At 69.4% G+C, this 26,565-nt stretch carries 22 protein-coding genes; 12 read left to right on the forward strand and 10 right to left on the reverse strand.

The window, feature by feature from the left end:
• Positions 1–143 precede the first annotated feature (143 nt).
• Entirely contained in the window at positions 144–1,763 is a 1,620-nt protein-coding gene (locus ACFP3H_RS17835; RefSeq protein WP_378607320.1) for a DHA2 family efflux MFS transporter permease subunit, read from the reverse strand.
• 71 nt (positions 1,764–1,834) lie between these two features.
• Between ACFP3H_RS17835 and ACFP3H_RS17840 the strand changes: the two genes are divergently transcribed.
• Positions 1,835–2,341, forward strand: coding sequence for a MarR family winged helix-turn-helix transcriptional regulator (locus ACFP3H_RS17840; protein WP_378607322.1), 507 nt, complete (start codon positions 1,835–1,837; stop codon positions 2,339–2,341).
• 96 nt (positions 2,342–2,437) lie between these two features.
• On the opposite strand, the gene ACFP3H_RS17845 is transcribed toward ACFP3H_RS17840, so the two are convergent.
• A complete protein-coding gene (locus ACFP3H_RS17845; protein ID WP_378607324.1) occupies positions 2,438–3,454 on the reverse strand; it encodes a DoxX family protein in 1,017 nt (338 codons plus the stop codon).
• 119 nt (positions 3,455–3,573) lie between these two features.
• Here ACFP3H_RS17845 and ACFP3H_RS17850 point away from each other — a divergent pair, with 119 nt between their 5' ends.
• The 8 genes from ACFP3H_RS17850 to ACFP3H_RS17885 all read left to right on the forward strand — a co-directional run bounded on the left by ACFP3H_RS17850 (position 3,574) and on the right by ACFP3H_RS17885 (position 11,824).
• A complete protein-coding gene (locus ACFP3H_RS17850; RefSeq protein ID WP_378607326.1) occupies positions 3,574–4,698 on the forward strand; it encodes a PQQ-dependent sugar dehydrogenase in 1,125 nt (374 codons plus the stop codon).
• A 44-nt stretch (positions 4,699–4,742) separates the two neighbouring features.
• Complete coding sequence (locus ACFP3H_RS17855; protein WP_378607329.1) at positions 4,743–5,630, forward strand: MurR/RpiR family transcriptional regulator; 888 nt, start codon at positions 4,743–4,745, stop codon at positions 5,628–5,630.
• A gap of 149 nt (positions 5,631–5,779) precedes the next feature.
• On the forward strand, positions 5,780–6,934 hold the full coding sequence (locus ACFP3H_RS17860; RefSeq protein WP_378607332.1) for an ABC transporter ATP-binding protein: 1,155 nt from the start codon (positions 5,780–5,782) through the stop codon (positions 6,932–6,934).
• A gap of 37 nt (positions 6,935–6,971) precedes the next feature.
• Complete coding sequence (locus tag ACFP3H_RS17865) at positions 6,972–8,324, forward strand: ABC transporter substrate-binding protein (protein WP_378607335.1); 1,353 nt, start codon at positions 6,972–6,974, stop codon at positions 8,322–8,324.
• 4 nt (positions 8,325–8,328) lie between these two features.
• Entirely contained in the window at positions 8,329–9,090 is a 762-nt protein-coding gene (locus ACFP3H_RS17870) for a tyrosine-protein phosphatase (protein ID WP_378607338.1), read from the forward strand.
• Complete coding sequence (locus ACFP3H_RS17875; protein WP_378607341.1) at positions 9,087–9,980, forward strand: phosphodiesterase; 894 nt, start codon at positions 9,087–9,089, stop codon at positions 9,978–9,980. The genes ACFP3H_RS17870 and ACFP3H_RS17875 overlap by 4 nt, the downstream gene beginning before the upstream one ends.
• A 2-nt stretch (positions 9,981–9,982) precedes the next feature.
• Positions 9,983–10,942 carry a carbohydrate ABC transporter permease gene (locus ACFP3H_RS17880; protein WP_378607344.1) on the forward strand — a complete coding sequence of 320 codons (960 nt, stop codon included), beginning with the start codon at positions 9,983–9,985 and terminating at the stop codon, positions 10,940–10,942.
• A gap of 9 nt (positions 10,943–10,951) precedes the next feature.
• Entirely contained in the window at positions 10,952–11,824 is an 873-nt protein-coding gene (locus tag ACFP3H_RS17885; RefSeq protein ID WP_378607471.1) for a carbohydrate ABC transporter permease, read from the forward strand.
• Positions 11,825–11,891: 67 nt separating this feature from the next.
• Here ACFP3H_RS17885 and gatB read toward each other — a convergent pair whose 3' ends face one another.
• From gatB to ACFP3H_RS17925, 8 genes are all read right to left on the reverse strand, one after another.
• The gene (gatB, locus tag ACFP3H_RS17890) at positions 11,892–13,397 is read right to left on the reverse strand and encodes an Asp-tRNA(Asn)/Glu-tRNA(Gln) amidotransferase subunit GatB (RefSeq protein WP_378607347.1); all 1,506 of its coding nucleotides are present in this window, start codon (positions 13,395–13,397) and stop codon (positions 11,892–11,894) included.
• A 21-nt stretch (positions 13,398–13,418) separates the two neighbouring features.
• The gene (locus ACFP3H_RS17895) at positions 13,419–14,795 is read right to left on the reverse strand and encodes an alpha/beta hydrolase family protein (RefSeq protein ID WP_378607350.1); all 1,377 of its coding nucleotides are present in this window, start codon (positions 14,793–14,795) and stop codon (positions 13,419–13,421) included.
• A gap of 51 nt (positions 14,796–14,846) precedes the next feature.
• Complete coding sequence (locus ACFP3H_RS17900; RefSeq protein WP_378607353.1) at positions 14,847–15,881, reverse strand: ATP-dependent 6-phosphofructokinase; 1,035 nt, start codon at positions 15,879–15,881, stop codon at positions 14,847–14,849.
• A 28-nt stretch (positions 15,882–15,909) separates the two neighbouring features.
• Positions 15,910–16,806 (reverse strand): hypothetical protein, encoded by an 897-nt coding sequence (locus ACFP3H_RS17905; RefSeq protein WP_378607356.1) that lies wholly within the window; start codon positions 16,804–16,806, stop codon positions 15,910–15,912.
• A gap of 105 nt (positions 16,807–16,911) precedes the next feature.
• A complete protein-coding gene (fdhD, locus tag ACFP3H_RS17910) occupies positions 16,912–17,721 on the reverse strand; it encodes a formate dehydrogenase accessory sulfurtransferase FdhD (protein WP_378607359.1) in 810 nt (269 codons plus the stop codon).
• Between the two features lie 69 nt (positions 17,722–17,790).
• Complete coding sequence (locus tag ACFP3H_RS17915) at positions 17,791–18,426, reverse strand: DUF1345 domain-containing protein (RefSeq protein ID WP_378607362.1); 636 nt, start codon at positions 18,424–18,426, stop codon at positions 17,791–17,793.
• Positions 18,427–18,472: 46 nt separating this feature from the next.
• Positions 18,473–19,387, reverse strand: a complete 915-nt coding sequence (locus tag ACFP3H_RS17920; protein WP_378607365.1) for a LysR family transcriptional regulator — start codon at positions 19,385–19,387, stop codon at positions 18,473–18,475.
• Positions 19,388–19,398: 11 nt separating this feature from the next.
• Positions 19,399–20,631: an FUSC family protein gene (locus tag ACFP3H_RS17925; RefSeq protein WP_378607368.1), complete on the reverse strand. Its 1,233-nt coding sequence runs from the start codon at positions 20,629–20,631 to the stop codon at positions 19,399–19,401.
• Positions 20,632–20,935: 304 nt separating this feature from the next.
• Between ACFP3H_RS17925 and ACFP3H_RS17930 the strand changes: the two genes are divergently transcribed.
• The 3 genes from ACFP3H_RS17930 to ACFP3H_RS17940 are packed head-to-tail and all read left to right on the forward strand — an operon-like array spanning position 20,936 to position 24,457.
• Positions 20,936–23,257, forward strand: coding sequence for an FdhF/YdeP family oxidoreductase (locus ACFP3H_RS17930; RefSeq protein WP_378607371.1), 2,322 nt, complete (start codon positions 20,936–20,938; stop codon positions 23,255–23,257).
• Between the two features lie 21 nt (positions 23,258–23,278).
• Positions 23,279–23,944, forward strand: a complete 666-nt coding sequence (locus tag ACFP3H_RS17935; protein WP_378607374.1) for a hypothetical protein — start codon at positions 23,279–23,281, stop codon at positions 23,942–23,944.
• A gap of 12 nt (positions 23,945–23,956) precedes the next feature.
• A complete protein-coding gene (locus ACFP3H_RS17940; RefSeq protein WP_378607377.1) occupies positions 23,957–24,457 on the forward strand; it encodes an NADPH-dependent FMN reductase in 501 nt (166 codons plus the stop codon).
• The last annotated feature ends 2,108 nt before the right edge of the window (positions 24,458–26,565 follow it).

Below are 26,565 nucleotides of genomic sequence, written 5' to 3' on the forward strand. Positions count from 1 at the left end.
CGTTGAGACGACCGGCGGCGCGCTTGTTTGTGGGGGTGCCCCCGCGAAGAAGGTGGCGTAATCGTGCATTCCCGCGCGAATCAGTCGGAAAAACTGGTTCCCGGAAGCCCGGTCGCACGTTTATGCCACCGCGCGGGCCCGGATCAGACGAGCGCGGGTTGACTTGTCGGCGTTGACGACTCGTCGTCGCGGCCGGTCCGGGACGGGATCAGCGCGGTGGCCACCAGTCCGAGCAGAACGAACCCTGCGGCCAGGTAGGCGCCGAGGTTGATGCCGGTGGTCATCGCGGTGCGGCCCGCGGTGGCGATCTGTTGGGTTTCCGGTTGGGCGGCGAAGCCGTCGATCGCCGCGCCCGCGCTGCCGGTGATGACGTTGGCGTACTGCTGGGCCTGGGCCGGGGGCATGCCGGTCGCGGTGAGGTCGGTGTCGACCTTCGAGCTCAGCGTGGTGAAGAAGACCGTGGTGAGCAGGGCGATGCCGAGGGCCGAACCCAGTTGACGGAAGGCGCTCTGGATGCCGGAGGCCTGGCCGTTGTCGGCTTCGGGGATGTCGGCCAGCACCACATTGGTCACCTGGGCCGTGGCGAAGCCGACACCGATGCCGTACACGCACAGGACCAGCGCGATCGACCACCACGGGCTGTCGGTCGTGGCGAAGAAACCGAGCCCGACCAGGCCGATCACCTCGAGCCCGAGGCCAAGGCGGACCATGTTCAGCGGGGACGCCTTGCCCGCCAGCCCGAAGCTGGCGCCGCTGGCGACGAAGCTGCCGATGGCGATCGGCACCAGGGCCAGACCGGATTGCAGGGCGCTGTAGCCGAGGGTGAACTGCAACCACAGCGGCAGCACCGCGACGATGCCGAACTCGCCCAGCCCGATGATCAGCGTGGCGATATTGCCGTTGCGGAACGAGGCCAGCGAGAACAGGCTCAGGTCCATCAGCGCCTTGTCGGCGTTGCCGCCGCGCCGCAGCAGCACCTGCCGCAGCACGAAACCGGCCAGTGCGAGCACGCTCAGCACCAGTGCCACCAGCACCGGCGAAGGCCCACTGCCCCAGGTGAAGCCGGCGATCCCGAGCGGATGGATGGTGGTGATCCAGCCGTAGGTGCGCCCCTCGACCAGGCCGAAGGCGAGCAGCCCGAGACCGAGCATCGACAGGATCGAGCCGAGCACGTCGAGTCGACCTGCCACCTTCGGTGAGGGCGCGATGCAGGCCAGCACACCGACCACGATCAGCACGGCCAGCGGAACGTTGATGCCGAACGCCCAGCGCCACGACACGTGTTCGGCCAGCCAGCCACCGAGCAGCGGGCCCAGCGCGGCGGCGGCGCCGATGGTCGAACCCCAGACCGCGAACGCCTGACCACGGGCTTTGCCGGTGAAGGTGGCGTTGAGCAGGGCCAGTGAGGTGGGCAGGATCATCGCCGCGCCCGCGCCCTGCAGGAATCGGGCGATTACCAGCAGTCCGCCGCCGGGGGCGAGCCCGGCCAGGATGCTGGTCGCCCCGAACACCACGACACCGGCGACGAACACCCGCCGTGCCCCGACGATGTCGGCGACCCGGCCGACCACCAGCAGCAGGGCCGCGAACACGATCGCGTAGGACTCCTGAATCCATTGCGCCTCGGTGGAACCCGTGTTCAGGTCGCCGATGATCGACGGGATGATCACGTTCACGATCGTGGTGTCGACCACGATCAGCGCGACGCCGAGGGCGATGGCGATCAAACCGAGCCATCGGCGAAGAGACGACTCTCGAGTCATCGCACACTCCTATTTCCATGGTGGAATATTTCCATGGTCAAAGTAGATTGTGGGCAATAGGATGTCAACCGATGCGAAAGGAACCCATGAGCCAGGCCGACGAGCACGCCCAGCACGAACGACTGCTCGAGGGCCTGCGGGCCTACGGCGCGAACTACCGCGAGTTCACCCGCCGGTTCGCGACCTGGCTCGGGTTGCACGCCACCGACGCGGCGGCGTTGATCGAGATCCTGACCGCCGAGGAGCGCGGGACCACGCTGTCACCGGCGCGGCTCAGCGAACGGATCGCCCTGTCCAACAGCGCGACCACCGCCCTGCTGAACCGCCTCGAACAGGCGGGTCACATCGTGCGCAGCCGCGAGCACGATGACCGCCGGGTCATCACGTTGCGCAGCACGCCCCGCATCCACACCCTGGCCGACGAGTTCTTCACCCCCCTCGGCACCCGGGTCGGCACGGTCATGGACAAGTACTCCCCCGAGGAACTACAACGCTTCGAGGCCTTCGTCACCGACCTCCAGTCCGCGATGACCGCCCACCTCGCCGAACCCACCCCACCGCAGCCACTGACCTCATAAGCACATCGGCAACTCACCGGATACGAGCTGATCCAGCCCACCATCGCCGGTCGAATCATTCGACCGGCGGCGCGTTCTTCTGTCGGGTGGGTGCGGTCAGCTCTTGCTCTCGAAGGGCCCGATGCCCTGCAGGGGGTTGCCGCCGTGGAGGAACCAGTAGGTGGCGATGGCGGCGGCGATGGCGAGTAGGGCCACGACGACCGAGCCCCAGGCGGGGCGGGTGGCCCAGCCTCGGGAGCGGTCGAGGGACCAGCGGCCGGGGCCGGTGAGGATGATGGCCAGGGCGGCGCCGGTGAGGACGGAGTCGAGTTCGACGCCGGTGGGGGTGGCGGAGTTGTACTGGAAGCCGGGGACCATGCCCTGCTTCCACATCCAGGCGTTGAGGATGGTGGCCAGGATCGCGCCCGCGGCCAGGGGGGTGGCCAGGCCGACGACGAGCAGGACGCCGCCGCCGAGTTCGCCGGCGATGACCAGGGCGGTCGACAGGGAGGGGTAGTCCCAGCCGCCGCTTTCCATCATGGTCTTGGTGCCGTCGATGTTCGGGCCGTGGAACCAGCCGGTGAGCTTCTGCAGGCCGTGGTAGATGAAGGTGCCGCCGACCACCACGCGCAGCACGAACAGGCCGAAGTCGAGGGTGCCGCGGCGGGCTTCGCGGTTGCGGCGTTGCAGGCGGGCCGCGCTCGCGCTGGGGGCGGCGGCGGGCGGGATGGTGGCGTAGCCGTATTCGTCCTTGCCGCCCGTGGCTTCGGAATGCGGTGCGGCGGAATCGGAATGGGCCGGGGCAGCCGCGGCCGCCTTGGTGGTGGAGACCGGTTCGGTGCGCGCGCTGCTCGCGCCGGGCACGTCGTCGGGGTCGAGACCGAGATCCTCGTCGGTACGCGGGATGTCCTTCGGGTCCGAGGTGTGCAGCTGCTCGGTCGGCGAATCGAACGGGCTGGTCACCGGGCGACCCGCCGGTGTGGCGCCCTTGGTGACCTGCGGCTGCTCGACCCGCGCGTGCCCGGACGGCGCGGTGGCGGCCTCCGTGGGGTCGGACTTCGCGGGCGGGGACGTCGCGGGGTCGGATTTCGCCGCATCGTCGGCGCCGGAGGTGTCCTTCGACTTGTCGGTCACGGCCATACCTTATGACGTGGCGCGGCGGTGCGGTGTCCTTCCTCGCAACAGGCGTGTCAGTCCCGCTCGACGGACCGCGGCCGTGCCGGGCGGGCGCGGTGGGCGGTAACGTCTGGGCTATGAGTTCGGGAATCACGGGCCGGTTGGTCGTCGGGGTGGCCATCGGCGCCGTGTTGATCGCCGGGTGCGCTCGTTTCGACGAATCGGCGTCGAGTCCGTTCACCGAGGAACCGCAGCTGGGCGGGTCCAATGCCGAGCCGAAGAAGCCGCAGGACGACCCGTCCAAGCCGCCCCGCCCGACCGGGCCGTGCATCGACCCCGACCCGAACGTGATCGCCACCTGTCTGGAACCGGGCGCGGGTCTGATCGCGGTCGGCGAGAGCGCCTATGTCGCCGAGCGCACGACCGGGCGGATCCTGCAGGTCACGCCGGTCGACGAGAGCACGCCGCAGCGGGAGCCGGTGGAGATCGCCAGCGTGCCCGTGGACGGCTCCGGCGACGGCGGCATCTCCGACATCGTGCTCTCGCCCACCTTCGGCGAGGACGGGCTGATGTACGCCTACATCACCACCCCCAGCGACAACCGGGTCGTTCGCCTGTCCAAGGGCGGCGCCGCGCGTCCGATCCTGACCGGAATTCCCAAGGGCGCCACCGGAAATCGTGGTGCGCTGGAATGGTCGACCCCCGATCAGCTGCTGGTGCTCACCGGCGACGCCGGAAACCCGGGCGCCGCCGCCGATCCCGGCTCGCTCGGCGGCAAACTGCTGCGCCTGGACTCCCCCTCGGGCGGCACGAACACCCCGCAGGTGGTGGCCTCGGGCATCGGCACCGCCGGTGACATCTGCCGCGACGGCAAGGACGGCATGTGGGTCACCGACCGCACCGCCGCCGAGGACCGCCTGCAACACCTGAGCACCGACGGCACCCTCAGTGTCGCCTGGACCTGGCCGGACCGGCCCGGCGTCGGCGGGTGCACCGCCACCGGCGACGGCGTCGGCGTGGCCCTGTCCGAGGCCAAGGCGCTGGCCGTGGTCACCGCCGACCCCGGCACCTTCGCCGTGACCACCGCTCCCACCCTGATCGTCCAGGACAAGTACGGCAAACTCCTCGGCGCCACCGCGGGCAGCGACGGCGCCATCTGGGCCACCACGATCAACAAGTCCGGCGGCACCCCGGGCGAATTCGACGACCGCGTCGTGCGCATCCCGCCGCCGTCGGGTGGCCAGGGCGGCGGACCGGACTAGCTCGTCGGCACGGAACCGCAACCACGGGGTGCTACACAGAGGGCATGAGCATCCCCTCCGGTGAACCACCGATCGGCGGCACCCTCAGCGTCATCCGGTCGCTGCTGCCCGCCCTGGTCCCCAGCGAGCAGCGGGTGGCGACCCAGTTCCTCGAGCATCCCTCGGAGATCTCGCTGCTGTCGGTGGCCGATGTGGCCGCGCGGGCCAATGTGTCGGCGGCGACCGTGGTGCGCACGTGTAAGAACCTGGGGTTCAAGGGTTTTCAGCATCTGCGGTTGCTGCTGGTGCGCGATATCGGGTCCGATCGATCGGTGCGGGACGAGCGACTGGAGTCCTCGGCGAGCCAGGACTGGGTGCCCGCCTACTTCGCCGCCTCCGCGCGCCGCTCCTCCGACGCCCTCGGCACCCTCGACTACGCGGAGTTCGACAGGGCCGCGGCGACGGTGGCGCTGTCGCGGCGCATCCTGATCGTGGGCAACGGTGGATCCGGCCCGCCCGCCCAGCTGTTCGCCCTGCACCTGCTCACGCGCGGACGCGGCTGCGAGGCGCCGACGGATTCGGTGACCCAGCAGGTGACCGCCCGCACCCTCGACGAACGCGATGTGCTCATCGCGATCAGCGACAGCGGCGAGAACGCGGTGACGCTGGCGGCGGTCACCGCGGCCAAGGGTACGGGGGCCACGGTCATCGGGGTCTCGGGATACGCGCGCTCGCAACTGTGTTCGGACAGCACCATGGCCCTGGTGGCGGGCGCGGGCCATGCCGGGATCACCGATTCCGAGGCCGGGATCGCCAGCACGGTGGTGCAGGTGCTGCTGCTGTTCGCGTTCAACGCGGCGATCGCGCGGGCGGCGGGTCAGTCGCTGGATCCCTCACCGGCGGTGCGTGATCAGGTGATGACCCTGGTGAGCAAGGCCGAAAACAGCGACTGAGCGGGTCCGGCGGTTGTGCATCGGTGCGACGCCGGACTTTCGCTCCCGCGACGACCGGAGTTCACCTGACTCCCCGACCATATCCTCGTAACGAAAATTCATAGATCAACTCATCTATGAAATTTCATTTCACGATGATTGGCGGGCCGATGGGCACTATCGAGATCACTGACCTCCACCGAACCTTCCAGGGTGTCGCCGCCGTCGACGGCATCAGTCTGACCATCGACGACGGCGACTTCCTGGTCCTGCTCGGCCCCAGCGGCTGCGGCAAGACCACCCTGCTGCGCATCCTGGCCGGACTGCTCGAGCCCACCTCGGGCAGCATCGCCATCGACGGCGCCGACGTGACCCGGGCCGGCGCCAAGGACCGCGATCTGGCCATGGTCTTCCAGAGCTACGCGCTCTACCCGCACCTGACCGTGGCCAAGAACCTCGCCTTCCCGCTCACCTCGGGTCGGATGAAGCGGCGCTTCGCCAAGGCCGAGATCCAGACCAAGGTCGCCGAGGTCGCGCGCTCGCTCGAGATCGACCACCTGCTCGGTCGCCGCCCCAAGGAACTCTCCGGCGGTCAGCGTCAGCGCGTCGCCGTCGGCCGCGCGCTGGTGCGCGACCCGAGGGCCTATCTCATGGACGAACCGCTGTCGAACCTGGATGCCAAGTTGCGCACCGCGACTCGGCACGAGCTGACCAAACTGCACCGCAGTCTCGGCGCGACCTTCGTCTACGTCACCCACGACCAGGTCGAGGCCATGACCATGGCGACCAAGATCGCCGTGCTCAACCAGGGCAGGCTCGAACAGCTCGGCACGCCCACCGAGCTCTACGACGCCCCCGCCACGCGTTTCGTGGCCGGGTTCCTCGGCAGTCCGGCGATGAACCTGTTCGAGGTCGAATTGTCCACCGTCGCCGGGCATATCGGTGCGCGCGCGGCCGGGGTGAACGCGCGGCTGTGGCCCGGACAGCTCGAACCGACCACCGTCACCCTCGGCGTTCGCCCCGAACACCTGCGCCCGCTCGCACCGGGTGACCAGGGCGCCGACCTCGCGCTCGACGTGATCGTGGAGACCGTCGAGAACCTCGGCAGCGAGCACATCGCCTACTGCACCACCACCGGCGGCGTCTCGATCGCCCTGCGCGGCAACGGAAGTCCCACACTGCGCGCCGGAACCCCGGTCACCCTCGGCGCCGATCTCGCGCGCCTGCACCTGTTCGACCAGACCGGTGGCACCCGCCTCGAGTGGGTGGCCGACCCGGCCGCCCCCAGCGACCCCGCCACCGCACTCGCCACCGCGAGTGCCTGAACCACCCTCTCGCACAACAATTCTCAGGAGATTCCCGATGCGTCGTCATCGTTGGGCGATCACGGCTGCCGCCACGGCACTGTGCGCCCTCACCGCCTGTTCCACCGGCACCACGAGCACCGGCTCCGCGGCCGGGCGGATTCCCGAACTCGGACCCGACCAGAAGGTCTCGATCGTGTTCGAGTCCTACAACCTGCTCCAGGCCGGCGTCTGGACCGACACCATCAACGGGCTCGTCGCCGATTTCGAGGCCGCCCACCCCAATATCGACGTCAAAGCCCAACCGACACAGGGTGCTTCGGCCGCAGGCCAGAACACCGTCGGCAGCGTGCAGACCCAGCTGCTGGCGGGCAACGCCCCCGATGTCGCCCAGCTGACCTTCGACGGACTCGACTTCGCCGTCACCAAGCTCGGCGCCGAGAACCTCGACACGCTGGTCGGCAAGGACGCCATCAGCGCGCACTTCGCCGACGGCTATCCGTTCCACCCCAAGGCCACCACGCTGGCTGACTGGAACGGCGCCACCTACGGCCTGCCGTACGTGTTCTCCACGCCGGTGCTGTTCTACAACGCCGACATGCTCGCCGACGCCGGCCTCGGCGACAACCCCGACCTGTCCTCCTGGGACAAGGTCCGCGCCGCCGCGCAGGCCGTGACCGCGCGCACCGGCAAGCCCTCACTCAATGTCGGCTGCGTGTCCGGCGGCAACTGGTGCATGCAGGGCATGATGCGCTCCAACGGCGGCCGGGTGCTCAGCGAGGACCGCACCACCGTCCAGTTCGGCGAGGATCCCGCCGTCGGCACCGTGTCGATGCTGCGCGACTTCTTCGACGCGGGCCTGCTCAACAACTTCGACAGCTCGGGCCAGACCGAGTCGTTCTCCCGGGGCGGCGCCGCGATCCAGTTGCAGACCTCGGCCCTGCAGGGCGCCTACATCACCGCCGCCAAGAACGGTGGCTGGACCTTGAAGAACGCGCCGATGCCCGCCTTCGCGGGTAAGCCGGTGATCCCCACCAACTCCGGTTCGGCGCTGTTCACCTTCGCCAAGGACCCGGCCAAGCAGCGCGCGTCGTGGGAGTTCATGAAGTTCATGACCAGCGCGCACGCCTACGAGGCGATCACCTCCAAGATCGGCTACCTGCCGCTGCGCCCGGCGATGACCGAGGGCAACGGCCCGCTGGCGCCGTGGGCCGCGGCCAACCCGCTGGTCAAGCCCAATCTCGAGCAGCTCGACCGGCTCGAGCCGTGGGTGAGCTTCCCCGGCGACCGCTACACCCAGGTCGAATCCATCCTGAGCAAGGCCGTCGACGACTCGATCTTCTACGGCAAGGATCCGCGCGCCACCATGTCCGACGCCCAGCGTCGCGCCCAAGACCTGATCGGGAAGTAGCCGCATGCGCACCGACACCGACCACCGCCGCGTCCTGGTCGAGGGCACCTACAACTTCCGCGATACCGGCGGCTACCGCGCCGCCGCCGGGCGCACCCGCTGGGGCAAGCTGTTCCGCTCCGACGCGCTGCACGCGCTGACCGACGCCGGGCGCACCGCGCTCACCGACCGCGCGGTGGGCGTGATCATCGACCTGCGCACCACCGAGGAACGTCGCACCGCGCCCAGTGAGCTGACCGGACTCGGCGCGGTCGTGCACCACGCGCCGATCTTCGACACCACCGGGACCACGGCCGATGCCCGGCTCGACGACATCTACGCCGCCATGATCGAGCAGCGCGGCACCCGCCTGGCCGGCGCGGTCGGACTGATCGCGGCCTCGGGCACCAGCCCGGTGGTGGTGCACTGCACCGCGGGCAAGGACCGCACCGGCCTGGTGATCGCGCTGGCCCAGCTGGCCGCGGGCGTCGAGCCCGAGGACGTGGTCACCGACTACGTCGCCACCGAACAGCACCTGCGCGGCGAATGGGCCGACCGGATGCTGGCCCGCTACACCGACGCCGGGCACGAGGTGCCCCCGGCGGTCCGCACGATCTTCACCGCCAGCCCGGCGCCGCTGATCACCCAGATCATCGAGCGCCTGGACGAGCGGTGGGGTTCGGCGCGCGAGTACCTGCTCGCCCACGGCCGCACCGAGGCCGAGATCGATTCGCTCACCGCACTTCTCGTCGACACCGACGACACCTTCGAGAGGACCCCCCGATGACCACGATCCCCTCCCAGTACCCGGCCCCGAGCCACTTCCTGCTCCACGTCAGCGACACCCACTTCGTGGGCGATGACGAACTGCTGCACGGCAGCATCGACAGCGACACCAAGCTGCGCGCCCTGTTCGACGGTTTCGCCCGCGCGCAGACCCGCCCCGAGGCCATCATCTTCACCGGCGACCTCGCCGACACCGGCAGGCCCGACGCCTACGCCCGCCTGCGGGCCATGGTCGAACCGGCCGCGGCCGAACTCGGCGCCGAGGTGATCTGGGTGATGGGCAATCACGATCGCCGCGAGACCTTCCGGGCCGGTCTGCTCGACGAGGAGCCCACCGACGCGCCGATCGACCGGGTCTTCGACGTCAACGGCCTGCGGGTCATCGCACTGGACTCCACCGTGCCCGGCCACCACTACGGCGAGATCTCCGACGAGCAGTTGGACTGGCTCGCCGCCGAATTGGCCACCCCGGCCCCGCACGGCACGCTGCTCGCGCTGCACCACCCGCCCGTTCCCAGCCCGATCGGGCTGATCGCGCTGGTCGAACTGCGCGAGCAGCAGCGGCTGGCCAAGGTGCTCGAGGGCACCGATGTGTTGGCGATTCTCGGTGGGCACCTGCACTATTCGACGAACTCGACCTTCGCGGGCATCCCGGTGTCGGTGGCCTCGGCCACCTGCTACACCCAGGATCTGAACGTGGTGTACCCGACCGCGCGCGGCCAGGACGGCGCGCAGTCGTTCAACCTGGTGCACGTGTACGAGGACCGGGTGCTGCACTCGGTGGTCCCGATCGGTGACCACGAGACGGTGTACGAGTTCTCCGCTGATCGCCTGCAGGCGATCCTGGACGGCAGGGTCGTGCTCGGCGTCGACTCGGCGGACGCGGAGTAGTCATGCTGGTCGCGGTACGCACGGCGCCCGATCGGGACGCCACGGAGAACGTTCGCGCGGTCGTGCGTGCCCGGCCCGCGTGGCGCCGGCTCTCGCTCGCCCCCTACCTCTACATCCTGCCCGCGCTGACCATGCTCATCGTCTGGGTCTACAGCCCGCTGGCCCAGACCTTCCAGCTGTCGTTCTTCCGCTGGAACCTCATCCCCACCCAGCCCAAGACCCCGGTCGGCACGGCCAACTACACCGAAGTGGTCGCCCTGCCCGAACTCCATCGCGCCCTGCTCAACACCGGCATCTACATCGGCGCGCTGCTGATCTTCTCGCTGGGGCTGCCGCTGCTGATCGCGCTGGTCTCGCGCCGGGTGAACGGTCGCGCCAAGACCGCCTACCAGGCCCTGATCTTCGTGCCGTTCCTGGTGACCCCGGTCGCCACGAGCGCGGTGTGGCGGTGGATGTTCGACCCCGCGGGCGGCACCATCACCGCCCTGGCCAGCCATCTGGGTTGGGATCTGGGCAATGTGTTCCGCAGTCCGTCGATGGCGATCTGGGCCGTGGTGGTGATCGTGGGCTGGCAGATGCTCGGCTTCGGCGTGCTCGTCGTCTCGGCGGGCCTGGCGGGCATCAGCCCCGACTACGCGGCCGCGGCGGTGATGGACGGCGCCAACGATCGCACGATCCTGCGTCGCATCACCCTGCCGCTGCTGTCGCCGACGCTGACCTTCCTCGCGCTCATGACGATCCTGCTCGGGGCGCAGTGGACCTACCCGGTGATCGACATCCTCACCCAGGGCGGGCCCAGTGATTCGACCACCAATATCTACTACCTGCTCTACGAGTTCGGCTTCCGCAATTTCGACGCGGGTGCGGCAGGCGCGGCCGGGATGCTGTTCTTCCTGGCCTTCGGCCTGATCGCGCTGATCTTCGTCGAGCTCTCCGAACGACTCAGCTTCCACGACAACTGAGAGGACATGATGGCTCTCGTCACGATCGCCCCCGTCGCGCCCCCGTCGGCTCCCGTGTCCGTCGAACCCGGCAGGCGGCTGCTGCCCACCGGGTTGCTCGGGCACGCGGTGCTGGCCGTGCTCGCGGTGGCGGCGATCTTCCCGATCTACTGGATGTTCGCCACGGCCCTGCGGGCCCCCGACGACGCGCTGTCGCTGTCGCCGCTGCCGTGGCCGCTCAGCCTGCACAATTTCCGCTACGTGTGGGACACCATTCCGATGGGTTCGATGCTGGTCAACACCTTCGCCATGGCGCTGGCGATGACGGTCTCGCAACTGCTGCTGGCGATCCTGGCCGCCTACGGGTTCGCGATGTGGAACTTCCCCGGCAAGCGGCTGCTGTTCATGGTGTTCATCGGCTCGTGGCTGATCCCGTTCCAGGTCACCATGATTCCCAACTACCTGCTGATCTCGCAGTTGGGGCTGCTCAACACCATCGCCGGGGTGGTGATCCCGAACCTGTGTTCGGCCTTCGCGGTGCTGCTGTTGCGCCAGCACCTGCAGGCGTTCCCGCGCGATCTGGTCGACGCCGCCCGGATCGACGGCCGCAACAGCTGGCAGACGCTGTGGTGGGTGGTGCTGCCGAACCTGCGCCCGGCGCTGGCGGCGCTGGGGATCATGTTGTTCATCAGCGCGTGGAACGAATACCTGTGGCCCTCACTGGTATTGCGGCAGTCCACGGCGCTGCTCCAGGTGGGCGTGCGCAGTTTCCTCGGCGCCGAGGGCGACAACTGGGGCGCGGTGATGGCGGCGTCGGGGTTGGCGTGTCTGCCGATCTTCCTGATCTACCTGTTCCTGCAACGCTATGTCGTCGACGCGTTCGTGCGCTCGGGTCTGAAATAGACCGCGACACAAGACGGCTCGCCCCCACGCGCGTGAATGCGGGTGGGGGCGAGCCGTTTTCGTTGTGTCAGCTGCAGGCGGCGATGACCAGGTCGCGCACGCGGGCCGCGTCGGCCTGACCGCGCGTGGCCTTCATGACGTCGCCGACGATCTTGCCCGCGGCGGCCACCTTGCCGGAGCGGATCTTCTCGGCGATATCCGGGTTCGCGGCGAGGGCCTTCTCGACCTCGGTCTGCAGCGCGGAGTCGTCGCTGACCATGCCCAGGCCCTTGGCCTCGACGATGGCGGCGGGTTCGCCCTCACCGGCCAAGACGAAATCGACGACCTGCTTGGCGACCTTGTTGTTGACGGTCTTGGTCTCCACCAGCGCGATCACGGCCGCGACCTGGGCGGGGGTGATGGGCAGCTCGGCGAGGGCGACCTCGCGCTCCTTGGCCTTCTCGGTGAGGTAGGCGACCCACCAGGAGCGGGCCTCGTTGGCGGGGGCGCCCGCCTCGACGGTGGCGATGATCAGGTCCAGAGCACCGGCGTTGACCAGGTCGCGCATGACCTCGTCGGACAGGTTCCACTCGGCCTGGATGCGGGCGCGGACCAGCCACGGGTACTCGGGGATGGTGGCGCGCAGTTCCTCGACCCACTCGGCGGCCGGGGCGACGGGCTCGAGGTCGGGTTCGGGGAAGTAGCGGTAGTCCTCGGCGGTCTCCTTGCGGCGACCGGCGGCGGTGGTGCCGTCGGCCTCCTGGAAGTGGCGGGTCTCCTGGATGATCTCGCCACCGGCGGCCAGCACGGCGGCCTGGCGGCGCATCTCGTGGCGCACCGCGACCTCGACGCTCTTGAGCGAGTTCACGTTCTTGGTCTCGGTGCGCGTGCCGAACTCCTCGGCGCCCACCGGCATCAGCGAGACGTTGGCGTCGCAGCGCAGCGAACCCTGCTCCATCTTCACGTCGGAGACGTTGAGCGAACGCAGCACCTCGCGCAGCGCGGTGACATACGCCCGAGCCACCTCGGGGGCGCGCTCACCGGCGCCGGTGATGGTCTTGGTCACGATCTCGATCAGCGGCACACCCGCGCGGTTGAAGTCGAGCAGCGAGTGGCTGGCGCCGTGGATGCGACCGGTGGCGCCACCCACGTGCAGGGACTTGCCGGTGTCCTCCTCCATGTGCGCGCGCTCGATCTCGACCCGGAAGATCGAGCCGTCGTCGAGGGTCACGTCGAGGTAGCCCTCGGTCGCGATCGGCTCGTCGTACTGGCTGATCTGGTAGTTCTTCGGCTGATCGGGATAGAAGTAGTTCTTGCGCGCGAATCGACCCCACGGGGTGATCGAACAGTTCAGCGCCAGACCGATGCGGATGGCCGATTCGATGGCCTTCTCGTTCACCACGGGCAGCGAGCCGGGCAGGCCAAGGCACACCGGGCACACCTGGGTATTGGGTTCGGCGCCGAACTCGGTGGGGCAACCGCAGAACATCTTGGTCGCCGTGGACAACTCGACGTGGACCTCCATGCCGAGCACCGGCTCGTACCGGGAGATGACATCGGCGTAATCCATCAACTCGACCGTGGGTGCGCTCATGGGTAGCAGTCTAGGTAAGCCCTATCGGGGCGGGATGTGCTGGGTGAGCCAGTCGGTGACGTAGGTGAGCACCGCCGGGTCAATGGTGGTCTCGATCGACGGGTATTCGGTGGGTTTGCCGTCGGCGGAGGGCTGCATCAGGTGGTTGAGGCCGGGGAAGGTGTGCACGGTGGCCTGCGGGTCACCCGCCAGAGCCGCCCGCATCGGGGCCTCGTTCTGGGTGGCGATCACCTGCTGGTCGGTGCCGCCGTAGAACGCGAGGACCGGGATCCGCAGGGCCTCGAGCGCGGGTTTCGGGTCGTAGGTGATCAGCGCGGTCATGTACGGGGTGTTGAGGGAGTCCACCGCGGCCTGGGGTGCGCGCTCGGCCTCGGGCAGCGAGTCGTTGTGCTGCTGGGAGAAGGCCGCGGCCCCGGCGGTGTCGCCCGCGCGCAGCAGCGTGCTCCACTCGGTGAGGTAGTTCACCTGCGCGTCGATGGCGTCCTGCGGGGCCCCGGCCGAGGCGAGCACGACCTTGTTCTGTTCGATCAGGACCTCCGAGCCCGGCACCGAGGGCCCGGCCATGAGGATGGCGAAGGCGATATCGCTGCCGGGCTCGGCGGCCACCAGCGGCGCGAGGTAGCCGCCCTCGCTGTGTCCGAACAGCCCGATCCGGGCCGGGTCGATCTCCGGGCGCGCGCGCAGGAACGCCACGCCCGCGGACGCGTCGGCGGCCAGATCGGCGTAGGTGGCGTCGTCGAGCACTCCCCCGGTGCCGCCGACCCCGCGATCGTCGGTGCGCAACACCGCGTAGCCGGCGCGGGTGAAGGTGTCGGCCAGCAGCAGGAACGGGCGATGGCCCGCGATCTCCTCGTTGCGGTCCTGCGGCCCGCTGCCGGTGATCATCAGTATCGCCGGAAACGGCCCGCTGCCTTCGGGTTCGGTGAGGGTGCCCGCGATGGTGAGGTCACCGCTGCGGTAGGTGACGTCCTCGCTGCGGTACGGGTACGGCGGTTGCGGGTCCTGCGGGCGGGCCGGGTTCTCGATCACCCCGCGATCGAGGGTGAGCGGGAAGCGCTGACCGGACTGCACCCAGTCGCCCACGATCCGCTCGCCGTCGAGCTTGCCCTCGAACTTCGGGTCGCCGGGGGCATCGGGCAGGGTGAACTCGATCCGATCCGGTTCGGTGCGAACATCTTTCAACGTTGCCGCGCGCACGCCCTGTAGCGGGATGTCGAGGGTGGCCGATCCGTTCTCGGCGAAGCTCACCCCGACCCCGATCGCCTGATCGGGCACCTGGATGTCCCCGTGCCACGCCCCCTGGACCGCGGGCCCGGCGGGTTCGTCCCCCGACGAGCAGCCCGCCACCAGGGCGGTGACGACGAACAGAACCGAAACGATCACTCGACCGGTGCGCATGAACCCCACGGTACCGACCCCCACCGACAGAAACGGCGAACCGGGTCGATCTCAGCCGAAGAAGGCCGACGCCTCGCTGAGCCGTTCGGGCGGAACGCGTTTGAGCTGCTTGGTCGCCTCCGACAGCGGCACGAGCCCGATCGTGGTCCCGTGCAAGGCCACCATCTGCCCGAAATGCCCCGCGTGCACGGCCTCGGCCGCGTGCACCCCGAAGCGGGTGGCCAGGATCCGGTCGTAGGGGGTGGGGCTGCCGCCGCGCTGGATGTGGCCGAGCACCGTGGTGCGGACCTCCTTGCCGATGCGGCGTTCGATCTCCGAACCCAACTGCTGGGCCACGCCGGTGAAGCGTTCGTGGCCGAACTCGTCGATCCCGCCCTCGCGCAACGCGAATCCGGAATCCTCCGCCGGATGCGCGCCCTCGGCGACCACGCAGATGAAGCTCTTGTCTCCGCGCTGGAAGCGGCTCTTGATCATCGCGCACACCTGCGCCACATCGAACGGTTCCTCCGGCACCAGCGTGAGATGGGCGCCGGCGGCGATGCCGGAGTTCAACGCGATCCAGCCCGCGTGGCGACCCATCACCTCGACCAACATCACCCGCTGATGCGATTCGGCGGTGGTGTGCAGGCGGTCGATGGCCTCGGTCGCGATCGACAGGGCGGTGTCGTGGCCGAAAGTGACGTCGGTGCAATCGATGTCGTTGTCGATGGTCTTGGGCACGCCGACCACCGGCACGCCCTCGTCGGACAGCCAGCTCGCCGCGGTGAGGGTGCCCTCGCCGCCGATCGGGATCAGGGCCTCGATGCCGTTGTCATCGAGGGTGCGCATGATCCGGGGCAGTCCGTCGCGCAGCACCTGCGGGTTGGTGCGCGCGGTGCCGAGCATGGTGCCGCCCTTGGTGAGCAGGCGGTCGGTGCGATCGTCGTTGTGGATGCGGATCTTTCGATCCTCGAGCAGGCCGCGCCAGCCGTCCTCGAAACCGACGACGGCATCGCCGTATCGGCCGTTCGCGGTGCGGACCACCGCCCGGATCACCGCGTTCAGGCCTGGACAGTCTCCGCCTCCGGTCAAGACTCCGATGCGCATGCCGACCATCTTGCCGCACCGGCGCCGATCAGGGGCAGTGACCTCCGGTGAGCTCGCTCAGGTGCCCCGAGATCAGGGTGGTCATCTTGTCGAGCATGGCCATGCCGTCGGTGAAGCTGCCCGAATCCGGTTGCGCGGCGAAGGCGATCGCGATCCGACCGGTGGGCGAATCGATCAGCCCGAACTGGCGGACCAGGTACTTTCCCGACTCGTCGGGACCCCAACCACCCTTGAACTCGGCGCTGCCGATCGCGCCCAGACCCCAGCGGTGGCTCGGGATGATCTGCGACATCAGCCCCACCACCCGCTCGCTGCGCGGCAGGCACGGCAGCTGCGCGGCGAAGCGCGCCTGATCGGCCAGCGACCACTGGGCCTGCCCGAAGACCGAGGCGTCGGCGCGGGTGCGCGTGGTCGGCACGGTGGTGCCGACGTCGCCGCCCTCGCGCAGGACCTCCTCCACGGCCGCCGCGGCGGTGGTGGCGTTGCCGAGCGAGGACCACAGGGTGTCGGCCGCGGCGTTGTCGGAGGCGGTGATCGCGGCCGAGGCCGAGGAGGCGTAGGCGGCGTTGTTGCGCACGGCCGCCACCGCGAGCGGCACCTTGATCGTCGACCAGGCGGGCCCGGTGGTCCAGGTGCCGAAGCTGACCAGCTGCGCACCGCCCACCGGCGTGATCGCCAGGCCGATACTGCCCCGCGTGCCCTGCTGGAGCGCGCCGAAGTCGGCGGCCAGGCTGCCGGGGATCGCGATGGACACCGCGCCGCCGCCCGTGCCGGAACCGACAGACGGCGCCGTGGTCGGCACGGCGGACGGGGTGGGCGCGGGCGGTGTCGTCTCGGTGCCGCAGCCCGCGAGGGCGAGCGCGAGCACACCGGTCAACGCGGTCAACGTCACCCGGACGCGATGGCGTCGGCCATTGTTCATCATGTGAAGCATTTTCTTTTGTAAACTCCCCCGGGCGTTCGGTACTGACGGCCCGTACCGTTACCGTACTGCGACCTGCGACAAACGCCCACCTCGACGCGAGAATGCTCAGGTCAGGCGATGTTCACCGGTGTAGATGTTCATCGTCTCCCCGCGTAGGAAGCCCACCAGGGTCAGTTCGGACTCCGCGGCCAGGTCCACGGCGAGCGAGCTGGGCGCCGACACCGCGGCCAGGATCGGGATGCCGGCCATCACCGCCTTCTGCGCCAGTTCGAACGAGGCGCGACTGCTCACCACCAGCACCAGATCGTGGGCGGGCACCCGGTTCTCGCGCACCGCCCAGCCGATCACCTTGTCCACCGCGTTGTGCCTGCCGATGTCCTCGCGCGCGGCGAGCAGGGTGCCGTCGGTGGTGAACAACCCGGCCGCGTGCAGGCCGCCGGTGGCGTCGAACAGCTTCTGCTCGTCGCGCAGTCGTTTCGGCAGGGTCGCCAGGATGTCGGTGCTGATCGTGGTCGACTCGTGCGGGATCGGGTAGCGGCTGTGGGTGCGCACCTCGTCGAGGGCGGTCTTGCCGCACAGGCCGCACGCGCCGGTGGTCAGGACGTGGCGCGAGCGGATGTCGACGGGGGCGCGCAGGTGGATGTCGAGGACGTTGTAGGTGTTGCGGCCCTGCTCGTCGGTGCCCGCGCAGTAGCGGGCGCTGACGATGTCGTCGACCGAGCCGATGAGGTCCTCGCCGAACAGGAACCCGTGGACCAGGTCGATGTCGCTGCCCGGCGTGCGCATGGTGACGGTGAGCGAGGCGCCGTCGACCCGGATCTCGAGCGGTTCCTCGACGGCGAGGGTGTCGGGTCGCGCGATCCGCCCGGCCGGGGAGAGCCGAATGGTCTTGCGCCGGGCGGTGACTCTGCTCATATCACGACTCTGCTCACTGGGAAGGATTCGATCAACACCGATTGCCGATCGAGTGTTCGGCCGTACCGATCAGTTGGTGGCCAGCCCCGCCACGAGATTGATGGTGGTGGCGAGCAGGACCGTGCCGAAGATGTAGGACAGCAAGCAGTGTCGCAGCACCACCGCGCGAATCCGCTCATCGGTGAGGTTCGTGTCGGAGACCTGGTAGGTCATGCCGAGGTTGTAGCTGAAGTAGAAGAAGTCGCGGTAGTCCGGCGGCTCCGAGACGTTGAATTCGATGCCGCCCGCGGGCGCCCGGTAGTACATGTAGGCGTAGCGCGCCGCGTACATCAGATGCACCGAGGCCCAGGCCATGAACACCCCGCCGAGCGCGGTCGCGGCGGCGATGTCGGTCTGTTTGGTCTGGCGCAACACCAGCACCACCACGATGCCGACCAGCGCGCCCAGCGCCGAGGCGACCACCGACAGTTCCTCGACGAACGGCTGGAAATCCTCCCGCCGCGCCACCCGCTCGGTCTCGTGCGCGCTCATCGGCCACAGCACGAACCAGCCGACGATGACGAAAACCGTTGCCGCGCTCGCGATCCCCGACAGAATGCCGAGGGCCAGGTTCGTGGTGATCCCGACGACGACGCCAACGGCCACCCCGATGAGCACCGAGCCGACCAGGCGAAAGACCGCTGACAGACGCAACCGTTGGGCCATGGAGGTGCACAGTACCCAACGCTGTCGCGCTTCCCGCCGATTCTGCTCAACCTGTGACCGGGCGCGGCGCGGGCCCGAAATCGAGGCCGCGGGCGGTCTCGACGAGCGCGCCAGCCAGCACCGACGCCGGTTCGTCCGCCGTGGTGACCAGCGCGATCTGGGCGGTGACAACCGGATCGGCGAGGTCGAACACCCGCACCTGCGCGGTCGGCCCGAGCGTGGCGACCCACGGCTGCCCCACGATGCACGCCCAGCGTCCGGTGCGGGCGTGTTCGAGCAGGGTGGTCACCGAATCGCTCTCGAGTTGCGGGGTGGCGGTCAGGCCGATGGTGGCCAGCGCGTCATCGATGAGTTGGCGACCGCGCATGCCCTTGGGCAGCAGGCACATCGGGAACTCGAGCGCGTCGGCCCAGGTGATCGGCGCGGTGCGACCCGCCACGAGCGCGTTGCCCGCCACCAGCACGTGGCGTTCGCGGTAGAGCGGGGTGAGGGTGAGCCCGGCGGTGTCGACCCCGGAGGCGTAGACGATGCCCGCGTCGAGTTCGAACCGGCGGATCCGTTCGACGATCTCCTTGGACCGCAGACTGGTCCGCACCCGCACCCGCAGCAGCGGATGGTCGGTGCAGAACGGGTCGGTGAGCCGGGCCAGGGTGCTCGACGCCGCCGGGATCACCCCGATCCGCAGTTCGCCGGTGAGGCCGGTGCGCAGCGCGCGGACCTCGTGTTCGAGGGCTTCCCGGTCGGCGAGGATGCGCCGGGCCCACAGCACGAGGCGCTCACCCTCGGGGGTCAGGCCCTCGAAGGTGCGCGCGCGGCGCACCAGCGGCACACCGAGTTCGTGTTCGAGTTTGCGGATCGCCTCCGACAGCGCGGGCTGGGAGACGTAGCAGGCCGCCGCCGCCCTGGCGAAATGGCGTTCGCGGGCGAGGGCGACGAAGTACTCGAGCTGACGGAACAGCATTCAGCGGTGGGTCAGTCGTCCTGGTCGTCGGCGGCTTTGTTGCGCGCCTTCACGATGTCGAGCGCCCTTTCGGCGGTGGCCTGGTCCGGGTAGGGGCCGAGCCGATCGGCGTACCAGCAACCCTTGCCCTGCTCGGCCTTGTGATGCTTGACGCAGTAGTACCACTCGTTGTCTTCAGCCATGTCGACAGTATGCAACGTTTCGCATGCTTGCGTCTCGTCTGTCGGTGACACCGAGGTAGCGGGTTCGCGAATGAGCAGGGCGACCGCGACACCCACCGCGACACCGAGCACCGTGTCGATCCCGCGTTCGGTGAGCAGGGTCAGCGGATCGCTCGGATCGGCCAGTTCAGTCATCGACATGATCAGCGGGGTGAAGAACCCCAGCGCGACCGCGTAGTGGCGCGCCATGAACAGCTCGGTCGGGTAGAGCAGCGCGATGATGGCCAGGCCGAGCAGCGCCGGGCTCGGCCCGGGGATCAGCAGTGGCGCGGTGACCGCGAGCCCGATGAAGGTGCCGACCACCCGGTGCACGCCGCGGGTGATCCGATCGCGCGAGCTGGCCGCGGCCAGCGGCACCGCGGCGCCCGCCATCGCCCAGTTGGCGTGGCCGACCCCGCACAGCAGCCCGATGCCGCCCGCGATGGAGATCGCCAGCGCGTAGCGACCGGCCTGGACGTAGGAGATCCGCCCGGTGCGGTGCGGCACGATGCTGATCGGCGACCCGTACTCCCCGCTCCGGCGCGTGCGGTGGGTGGATTCGAGGTAGCCGACCAGCACGCACAGCACCGCGGTGCCCGCGCACAGCAGCAGCGCCCCCAGCGGGTTGCGCTGGGCGCCGGCCACCATGGCGATCGCCCCGAACGCGAAGATCCCGAAGAACGGCCCCTCCGGGCGCAGACCGAGCCGGTCGGTGATCGGGGAGGCCACCGCCGCGAACACCGCCACCGCCGAGACCAGGACGGCCGGGGGCGCGTGCAGGCGGGCGAGCAGGATGCCCGCGCCGACCGCGCCCACCAGCATCACCGCCGCCTCGCTCTGGTGGATCAGCCGTTGGCGAGCCGATTCGGCGAAGCCGTACATCCCGGTGAAGGAGCCGAACACCGCGTAGATGAGCAGGTCGGTGCGGCCGAGCGCGATCAGCACCAGGCCGGGGATGGCGAGGCCGACGAAGACGCGGGCGGCGGGCAGGTGGTCGATCTCGGTGACGAACCGTCGACGGATCGGACGCGCCCCCAGTGTCATGGTGCGCACAATTCCTCCGAAGCTCGGTCGCGGGGCATGCCCGTAGGGCCGATGTCCCAGCGTGCCCGATCGGCTCGTACGCCGTCAACCTGCGGTGATGTGGGTTGCGGCACCCGGTGCGCGCGGTAGCTGGGGTGATAGCCGCCGCCGATCGACCGGTCGAAATCCGGTCTTGGACGCGACCGGACGACACGGAGAAAGGTGACCTACGCCCTTTCGTGACCTCGGCGGTAGAGAATCCAAACGAGGCACTCCGGCGCACGCTCCATCTTTCTCGATCCGCATTCACGCGAAGGGAAGATTCATGGCTGACGGTCCGTACACCACCTGGGATCCCGATCTGGGCCCGAGTCGAGAAGCCGACCTGGCGGCGGTGCCGACATTCAAGCCCTACCGTCACCCCGCGGCGGGCTGGGGCGCGGCGATCGCGGTCGGCAAGTTCATGGTGCTCAAGGAACACGAGACGTTCATCGGCACCAAGGCCATCTTGAAGATGAACCATCAGGTGCACGGCTTCGACTGCCCCGGCTGTGCCTGGCCCGACGCGACCGACGGCCTGGTGCTCGACGTGTGCGAGAACGGCATCAAGCACGTCACCTGGGAGATGACGCACAAGCGCTGTACGCCCGAGTTCTTCGCCCAGCACACCGTCACCGAGCTGGCCACCTGGAGTTCCTACGATCTCGAGGACCAGGGCAGGCTCACCGAGCCGATGGTCTACGACCCCGCGACCGACCACTACGTGCCGATCAGCTGGGCCGACGCGTTCGAGATGGTCGGCAAGGCGCTGCGCGAGCTCGACGACCCGAACGACGCCGCCTTCTACACCTCGGGCCGGCTGGCCAACGAGGCCACGTTCCTCTACCAGCTGATGGTGCGCGAGTTCGGCACCAACAACCTGCCCGACTGCTCGAACATGTGCCACGAGGCCAGCGGTCGCGCCCTCCAGGCCTCGATCGGCACCGGCAAGGGCACCTGCGACCTCGAGGACTGGGACAAGACCGACGCGCTGTTCGTGATGGGCATCAACGCCGCCGCGAACGCGCCGCGCATGCTCACCGCGCTGGCCAAGGCCACCAAGCGCGGCGCGCAGGTGGTGCACGTGAACCCGCTGATCGAGGCGGCCTCGCGCGACACGATCATCCCGCACGACTTCCTCGCGATGGCCACCTTCCATCCCACCAAGTCGGGCACCCTGAACCTGCAGGTGCGCATCGGCGGTGACTTCGCGCTGATCCGCGGCATGTCCAAGGCGGTGCTCGAGGAGGCACAGCACAATCCGAAGGCGCTCGATCACGAGTTCATCGAGCGCTACACCGTCGGCTTCGACGATTACGTGCGCGAGGTGGAGAACACCACCTGGGCCGATATCGAGAAGCAGTCGGGGCTCAGCGAATCGCTGATCCGCAAGGCCGCGCGCGTGTACAGCAACGCCGATCGCAGCATCATCAGCTGGTGCCTGGGCGTCACCCAGCACGAGCACGGGGTGGAGACGATCCGCGAGATCGTGAACCTGCTGCTCATGCGCGGCAACCTCGGTCGCGAGGGCGCGGGTCCGTCGCCGGTGCGCGGGCACAGCAATGTGCAGGGCAACCGCACCTGCGGCATCGACAACAATCCGCCCGCGGAATTCCTCGACCGGCTGGCCAAGGTCTGTCAGATCGAGGTGCCGCGCGACAACGGCTACGACGTGGTCGCCACCATCGAGGCGATGCAGGCCGGCAAGCTCAAGTTCTTCATGAGCATGGGCGGCAATTTCGTGCAGGCCGCACCCGACAGCGCCTACACCTTCGAGGCGTTCCAGAAGACCGACTTCACCGTCATCGTCTCGACCAAGCTCAACCGCAGCCACGTCGTGCACGGCAAGCGCGCCCTGATCCTGCCGTGCATCGCGCGCACCGAGCACGACCACCAGCGCAGCGGCCCGCAGGTGATCTCGATGGAGAACGGGATGGCGGTGGTGCACCTGTCGCGCGGCATGAAGAAGCCGGCCTCGCCGCACCTGCTGTCGGAGCCCGCGATCCTGGCCGGCATCGCCAAAGCCGCACTGCCGCAGACGAAGACGCCGTGGGACCACTACGTCGAGAACTACGACCACATCCGCGACACCATGTCCAAGGTGCTGGAGGGATTCGAGGACTACAACCGGCGCGTGCGCATGGGCCTGGGTTTCCGCATCCGCCAGCCCGCGCGCGAGCTGATCTTCCTCACCCCCTCGCAGAAGGCGGAGTTCTCCGCGGCGACCCTGCCCGACACGACCAATCCGCCCGGCATGCTGACCCTGGCCACCCAGCGTTCGCAGGATCAGTGGAACACCACCATCTACACCAACAACGATCGCTATCGCGGCGTGCACAACCTGCGCACGCTGATCTTCATGAACAAGCAGGACATGCGCGATCGCGGATTGAAGGAGTTCGACAAGGTCGATATCACCAGCACCGCCCGTGACGGCTCGAAGCGGTCACTGCACGAATACCAGGTGATCCCGTACGACATCCCGGTGGGATGCGCGGCCGGGTACATGCCGGAGATGAATGTGCTGTGCGCGATCGGTGATTACAGCACCGAGAGCGATCAGCCGTTGATGAAGAGCGTGAAAGTGACTGTCACACCGTCGAGTTGACCTTTCTTCGAGGAGACGTGAATGAACCAGCACACGCGAAAGACCCTGGCCTCGATCGTCGGGCATCCGGCGCCGCGCGACATTCTGTGGACGCAGTTCATCAGCATGTGGGACGACATCGCCGATGAGGTGGACCAGGAGCACGGCGACCGGCTCGCGGTGAAGATGAACGGTCACCGCGAGGTGTTCCACCGCCAGCACGACGGGCGGGTGTCGATCGGCGATATCGAGCACGCGCGCCAACTGCTCAAGGACCACCCCGATCTCAAGGGGTCGGGCGATATGTTCGTGGTCGCGATGGACAGCGAGAAGGCTCGGGTGCTGCACTTCAATCTCGACACCCCCGAGGTCGCCGACACCGAACACGACGTGATCAATCACGACAAGGTCGCCCACCACATCCGCACCGTGACCCGGCGCACCGGCCACGACGACGACCAGGTGTTCGTCAAGTACTTCGACGATCTGGCGGTGACCCTGATCGAGGACATCGGCACCGAGGATTTCGTGCTGCTCGGGCACGGGCGCGGCAATTCCGATGTGGCCGACGATTTCGTGAAGCGGTTGAAGGAGATCAATCCGCCGCTGGCGAAGCGGATCGCCGGGGTCGGGGTGATCGATCTCAGCGCGGCCAATGACGCGGCGATCGAGGCCGCGGCGCAGAAGATCCTCGACGACGCGAAGTAGAAGGGGACCTCGATGTCATATCTGCTCGCACTCGTCGCCGATCCGGCGCAGGATTCGACCTCGGCGCAGTTGGCGACCGAGGCCCAGCGGGTCGCGATCCGCAACAATATCGACGTGGTGAGCCTGGCCGAGCTCGACACCCTGCCCGCCTACAGCGCCGAACTCGACACCGACGACGGGCGCCCGCTGATCGCCAACCAGCTGCGCCGCTCCACCCTGGAAGCCGACGGGGTGCTGTTGTTCACCGCCGAGGGCGCCACGGTGCCGCCGCTGGCGCGCAGCGTCATCGACTGGCTGGCCGGGCCGAAGTCGGCGCCGACGGTCGGCGGCAAGCCGGTCGGGGTGATCACGGTGGGTCCGGGCGAGGTGATCAATCAGGGCCTGGCCGACCTGTTGCGCGACGCCGGGGCCGATGTGGTGGCCGACGGGATCTCGATCACCGGGTCGTGGAGCGATCCCGACACCCTCAACCGGCTCGGTGACACCGTGGTGGCGGTGGCGTCGGCGAGCTGAGACTGCTCACACGGCCGCGGCCTCCCGAGGGGGCCGCGGCCGTGTCGTGTCAGTACACGTAGACCACGGCGTTCTCGCCGCCGGTGCAGGTGACGAGCTTGCCGTCCGAGGTGCACTGCATCGTGTAGGTGGTGCCGGTGACCGGGCTGGTCGCCACCACGGGCCGCGTGCCGCCGCTGCCGCCCGCGGCGTAGGCCTGCCGGACCGCCTCGGCGAAACCACAGCTGGTGACCGGGGTGCCGATGGCGGCCTTGCCGTAGGCGCCGGTGCCCGACCCCGCACCGCAGGGCTGGGCGCCCGCGGGCAGGGTGACCGGGCCCGCCGAGGTGGTCGGGGCCGCGGTCGTGGCGCGCGGGGCGGTGCTGCCCGCGGGTCCGCCGGAACCACCGGGGGCGACCGAAGTCGGTGCGGCGGTGGTGGTTTCCTCGGCGACCGAGGACATCAGCCGCCACCCCACCAGCCCGCCCGCCACGAGCACGATCACGCCGAGCACCCCGATCAACACCGGGATCAGGACCGAGCGCCGGGGCCGCTGGTCCTGGTGCGACCAGGCCGGATCGGGGCCGTAGGCGGGGTCGGGACCGTAGACCGGTTCCTGGGCGTAGCCGTGCTCCGGGCCGTAACCGTGCTCCGGGGCCGGGTCGCGGTAGGCGTGGTCGCCGTAGGCGCTGGGCGGTTCGTCGTAGTTGGAGTAGGCGTTCTCGCCGTACTGGCGGGTCGCGGCGGACCGGGCCGGATCGTCGGCCTGATGGGCCGGAAAAGGCGCCGCGCCACCCCGGTACTGGTGGGTCTGCTGGGCGCGCTGCGGGTCCTCGTCGGCCGGGTTGACGCCGTAGTGCTGCGTCGGCGCGGCCCGCTGGATCTGCGCGGGGTCGTACTGCTCGGTCGCGGGCGAGCCATCGTAGTGCTGGGTGGCGGCGAACCGCTGCGGGTCGTCGAAGCGGTCGTTCGGGTCGTCGAGTCCACCTGCCGGATGTCCGAACCCGGCGTCGTCGCGATCGTCGAATCCCGGAGCGGGACGGGCTGATCCGTCGCGGTGCTCGTCGAACCGACCCGCCGGACCACCGAACGGCGGGGTGGGGCCGTTCGATCCACCCTCGAAGCCGGCCTGCTTTCGCTCGTCGAAAAACGGTGCGTGGCTACCGAATTCGTCCTTCGGGTCGTCGAAGCCGGCGGGTTCGCCGAAACGCGCGCCGTCTCGCGCCTCGAAGGAGGAAGCGGGACCGGCGAATTCGTCCCGGGGCTCACCGAACTGCGGGTGGGGGGAGTACTGCTCGGTCGGTGGGCTGAAGGCGGCGGGGTCGTTGCCGAAGAGGTCGTCGGCGGGGAACCGCTGGGTGGGGGGTGCGCTGTACTGCTCGGTCGGGGGCGTGAAGGCGCCGGGGAGCGGGTGTTCGGCGGAGTAGCGCTGGGTGGGGGCGGCGCGGTGCTGCTCCGGGTTCGGCGGGAGGCGGTGGGGGCCGGTCGGGGCCGGGTAGGGGGTGGCCGAGGCGGGGCGGGGGCCCTGTGGGACGGGGGCGGAGGTTTCGCCGGGGTGGGCGCCGTCGTAGAGGTGCGCGTCGGGGAACGGGCGCATTCTCGGCAGGCCCTGGTCGGGGGTGTAGGCGGGCGGGGCCTCGACGACGGGCTCGGGTTCGTCGGTGGACGGCAGGGGGGTGAAGACGGCGTCGGCGGGGCGGATCTCGGCGGGGCCGGTCGGCTGGATCACCGCCGGGATGGAGACCTCGCCGGGGCCCTCGGCCGGAACACGACGGAACCCGGAGGTCTCCGCGCCGACGACGCGCGCGTCCGGCGGGCGCACGATCAGCGTCGGCTGCGCCCCCGTCGCGCTCGACTGACTGCGCGAGGTCTCGACGCCACCGGTCGCGGTCACCGCGCCGATCACCCGGAACTCCCCGGTCGGCGTCGGCGGCTCGACCCTGTCGGACTCCTCGGCGCCCTTGCGCGCACCGACCGGCATCGCCCCGGTCGCGGACCCGCGCAACTCGGCAGACCCCGCGGGCGCGGCCCGCCGGACCACACCGGGCCCGGTGGCGCCCCCTTGATCGGCACCGGCCTGGGCGCCGGACGCGGCACCACGACCCGCCCCGGCCGGTCGGCCGCGTTCC

This window comes from Nocardia lasii (assembly GCF_042658545.1).
In the GTDB taxonomy this organism is placed as follows: domain Bacteria; phylum Actinomycetota; class Actinomycetes; order Mycobacteriales; family Mycobacteriaceae; genus Nocardia; species Nocardia lasii.

What these genes read in the sequence shown, in the direction of transcription:
- ACFP3H_RS17835 (WP_378607320.1), bottom strand. Translation starts at nt 1,763, where the DNA reads ATGACTCGAGAGTCGTCTCTTCGCCGATGGCTCGGTTTGATCGCCATC.
- ACFP3H_RS17840 (WP_378607322.1), top strand. Translation starts at nt 1,835, where the DNA reads ATGCGAAAGGAACCCATGAGCCAGGCCGACGAGCACGCCCAGCACGAA.
- ACFP3H_RS17850 (WP_378607326.1), top strand. Translation starts at nt 3,574, where the DNA reads ATGAGTTCGGGAATCACGGGCCGGTTGGTCGTCGGGGTGGCCATCGGC.
- ACFP3H_RS17855 (WP_378607329.1), top strand. Translation starts at nt 4,743, where the DNA reads ATGAGCATCCCCTCCGGTGAACCACCGATCGGCGGCACCCTCAGCGTC.
- ACFP3H_RS17860 (WP_378607332.1), top strand. Translation starts at nt 5,780, where the DNA reads ATGGGCACTATCGAGATCACTGACCTCCACCGAACCTTCCAGGGTGTC.
- ACFP3H_RS17865 (WP_378607335.1), top strand. Translation starts at nt 6,972, where the DNA reads ATGCGTCGTCATCGTTGGGCGATCACGGCTGCCGCCACGGCACTGTGC.
- ACFP3H_RS17870 (WP_378607338.1), top strand. Translation starts at nt 8,329, where the DNA reads ATGCGCACCGACACCGACCACCGCCGCGTCCTGGTCGAGGGCACCTAC.
- ACFP3H_RS17875 (WP_378607341.1), top strand. Translation starts at nt 9,087, where the DNA reads ATGACCACGATCCCCTCCCAGTACCCGGCCCCGAGCCACTTCCTGCTC.
- ACFP3H_RS17880 (WP_378607344.1), top strand. Translation starts at nt 9,983, where the DNA reads ATGCTGGTCGCGGTACGCACGGCGCCCGATCGGGACGCCACGGAGAAC.
- ACFP3H_RS17885 (WP_378607471.1), top strand. Translation starts at nt 10,952, where the DNA reads ATGGCTCTCGTCACGATCGCCCCCGTCGCGCCCCCGTCGGCTCCCGTG.
- gatB (WP_378607347.1), bottom strand. Translation starts at nt 13,397, where the DNA reads ATGAGCGCACCCACGGTCGAGTTGATGGATTACGCCGATGTCATCTCC.
- ACFP3H_RS17895 (WP_378607350.1), bottom strand. Translation starts at nt 14,795, where the DNA reads ATGCGCACCGGTCGAGTGATCGTTTCGGTTCTGTTCGTCGTCACCGCC.
- ACFP3H_RS17900 (WP_378607353.1), bottom strand. Translation starts at nt 15,881, where the DNA reads ATGCGCATCGGAGTCTTGACCGGAGGCGGAGACTGTCCAGGCCTGAAC.
- ACFP3H_RS17905 (WP_378607356.1), bottom strand. Translation starts at nt 16,806, where the DNA reads ATGATGAACAATGGCCGACGCCATCGCGTCCGGGTGACGTTGACCGCG.
- fdhD (WP_378607359.1), bottom strand. Translation starts at nt 17,721, where the DNA reads ATGAGCAGAGTCACCGCCCGGCGCAAGACCATTCGGCTCTCCCCGGCC.
- ACFP3H_RS17915 (WP_378607362.1), bottom strand. Translation starts at nt 18,426, where the DNA reads ATGGCCCAACGGTTGCGTCTGTCAGCGGTCTTTCGCCTGGTCGGCTCG.
- ACFP3H_RS17920 (WP_378607365.1), bottom strand. Translation starts at nt 19,387, where the DNA reads ATGCTGTTCCGTCAGCTCGAGTACTTCGTCGCCCTCGCCCGCGAACGC.
- ACFP3H_RS17925 (WP_378607368.1), bottom strand. Translation starts at nt 20,631, where the DNA reads ATGACACTGGGGGCGCGTCCGATCCGTCGACGGTTCGTCACCGAGATC.
- ACFP3H_RS17930 (WP_378607371.1), top strand. Translation starts at nt 20,936, where the DNA reads ATGGCTGACGGTCCGTACACCACCTGGGATCCCGATCTGGGCCCGAGT.
- ACFP3H_RS17935 (WP_378607374.1), top strand. Translation starts at nt 23,279, where the DNA reads ATGAACCAGCACACGCGAAAGACCCTGGCCTCGATCGTCGGGCATCCG.
- ACFP3H_RS17940 (WP_378607377.1), top strand. Translation starts at nt 23,957, where the DNA reads ATGTCATATCTGCTCGCACTCGTCGCCGATCCGGCGCAGGATTCGACC.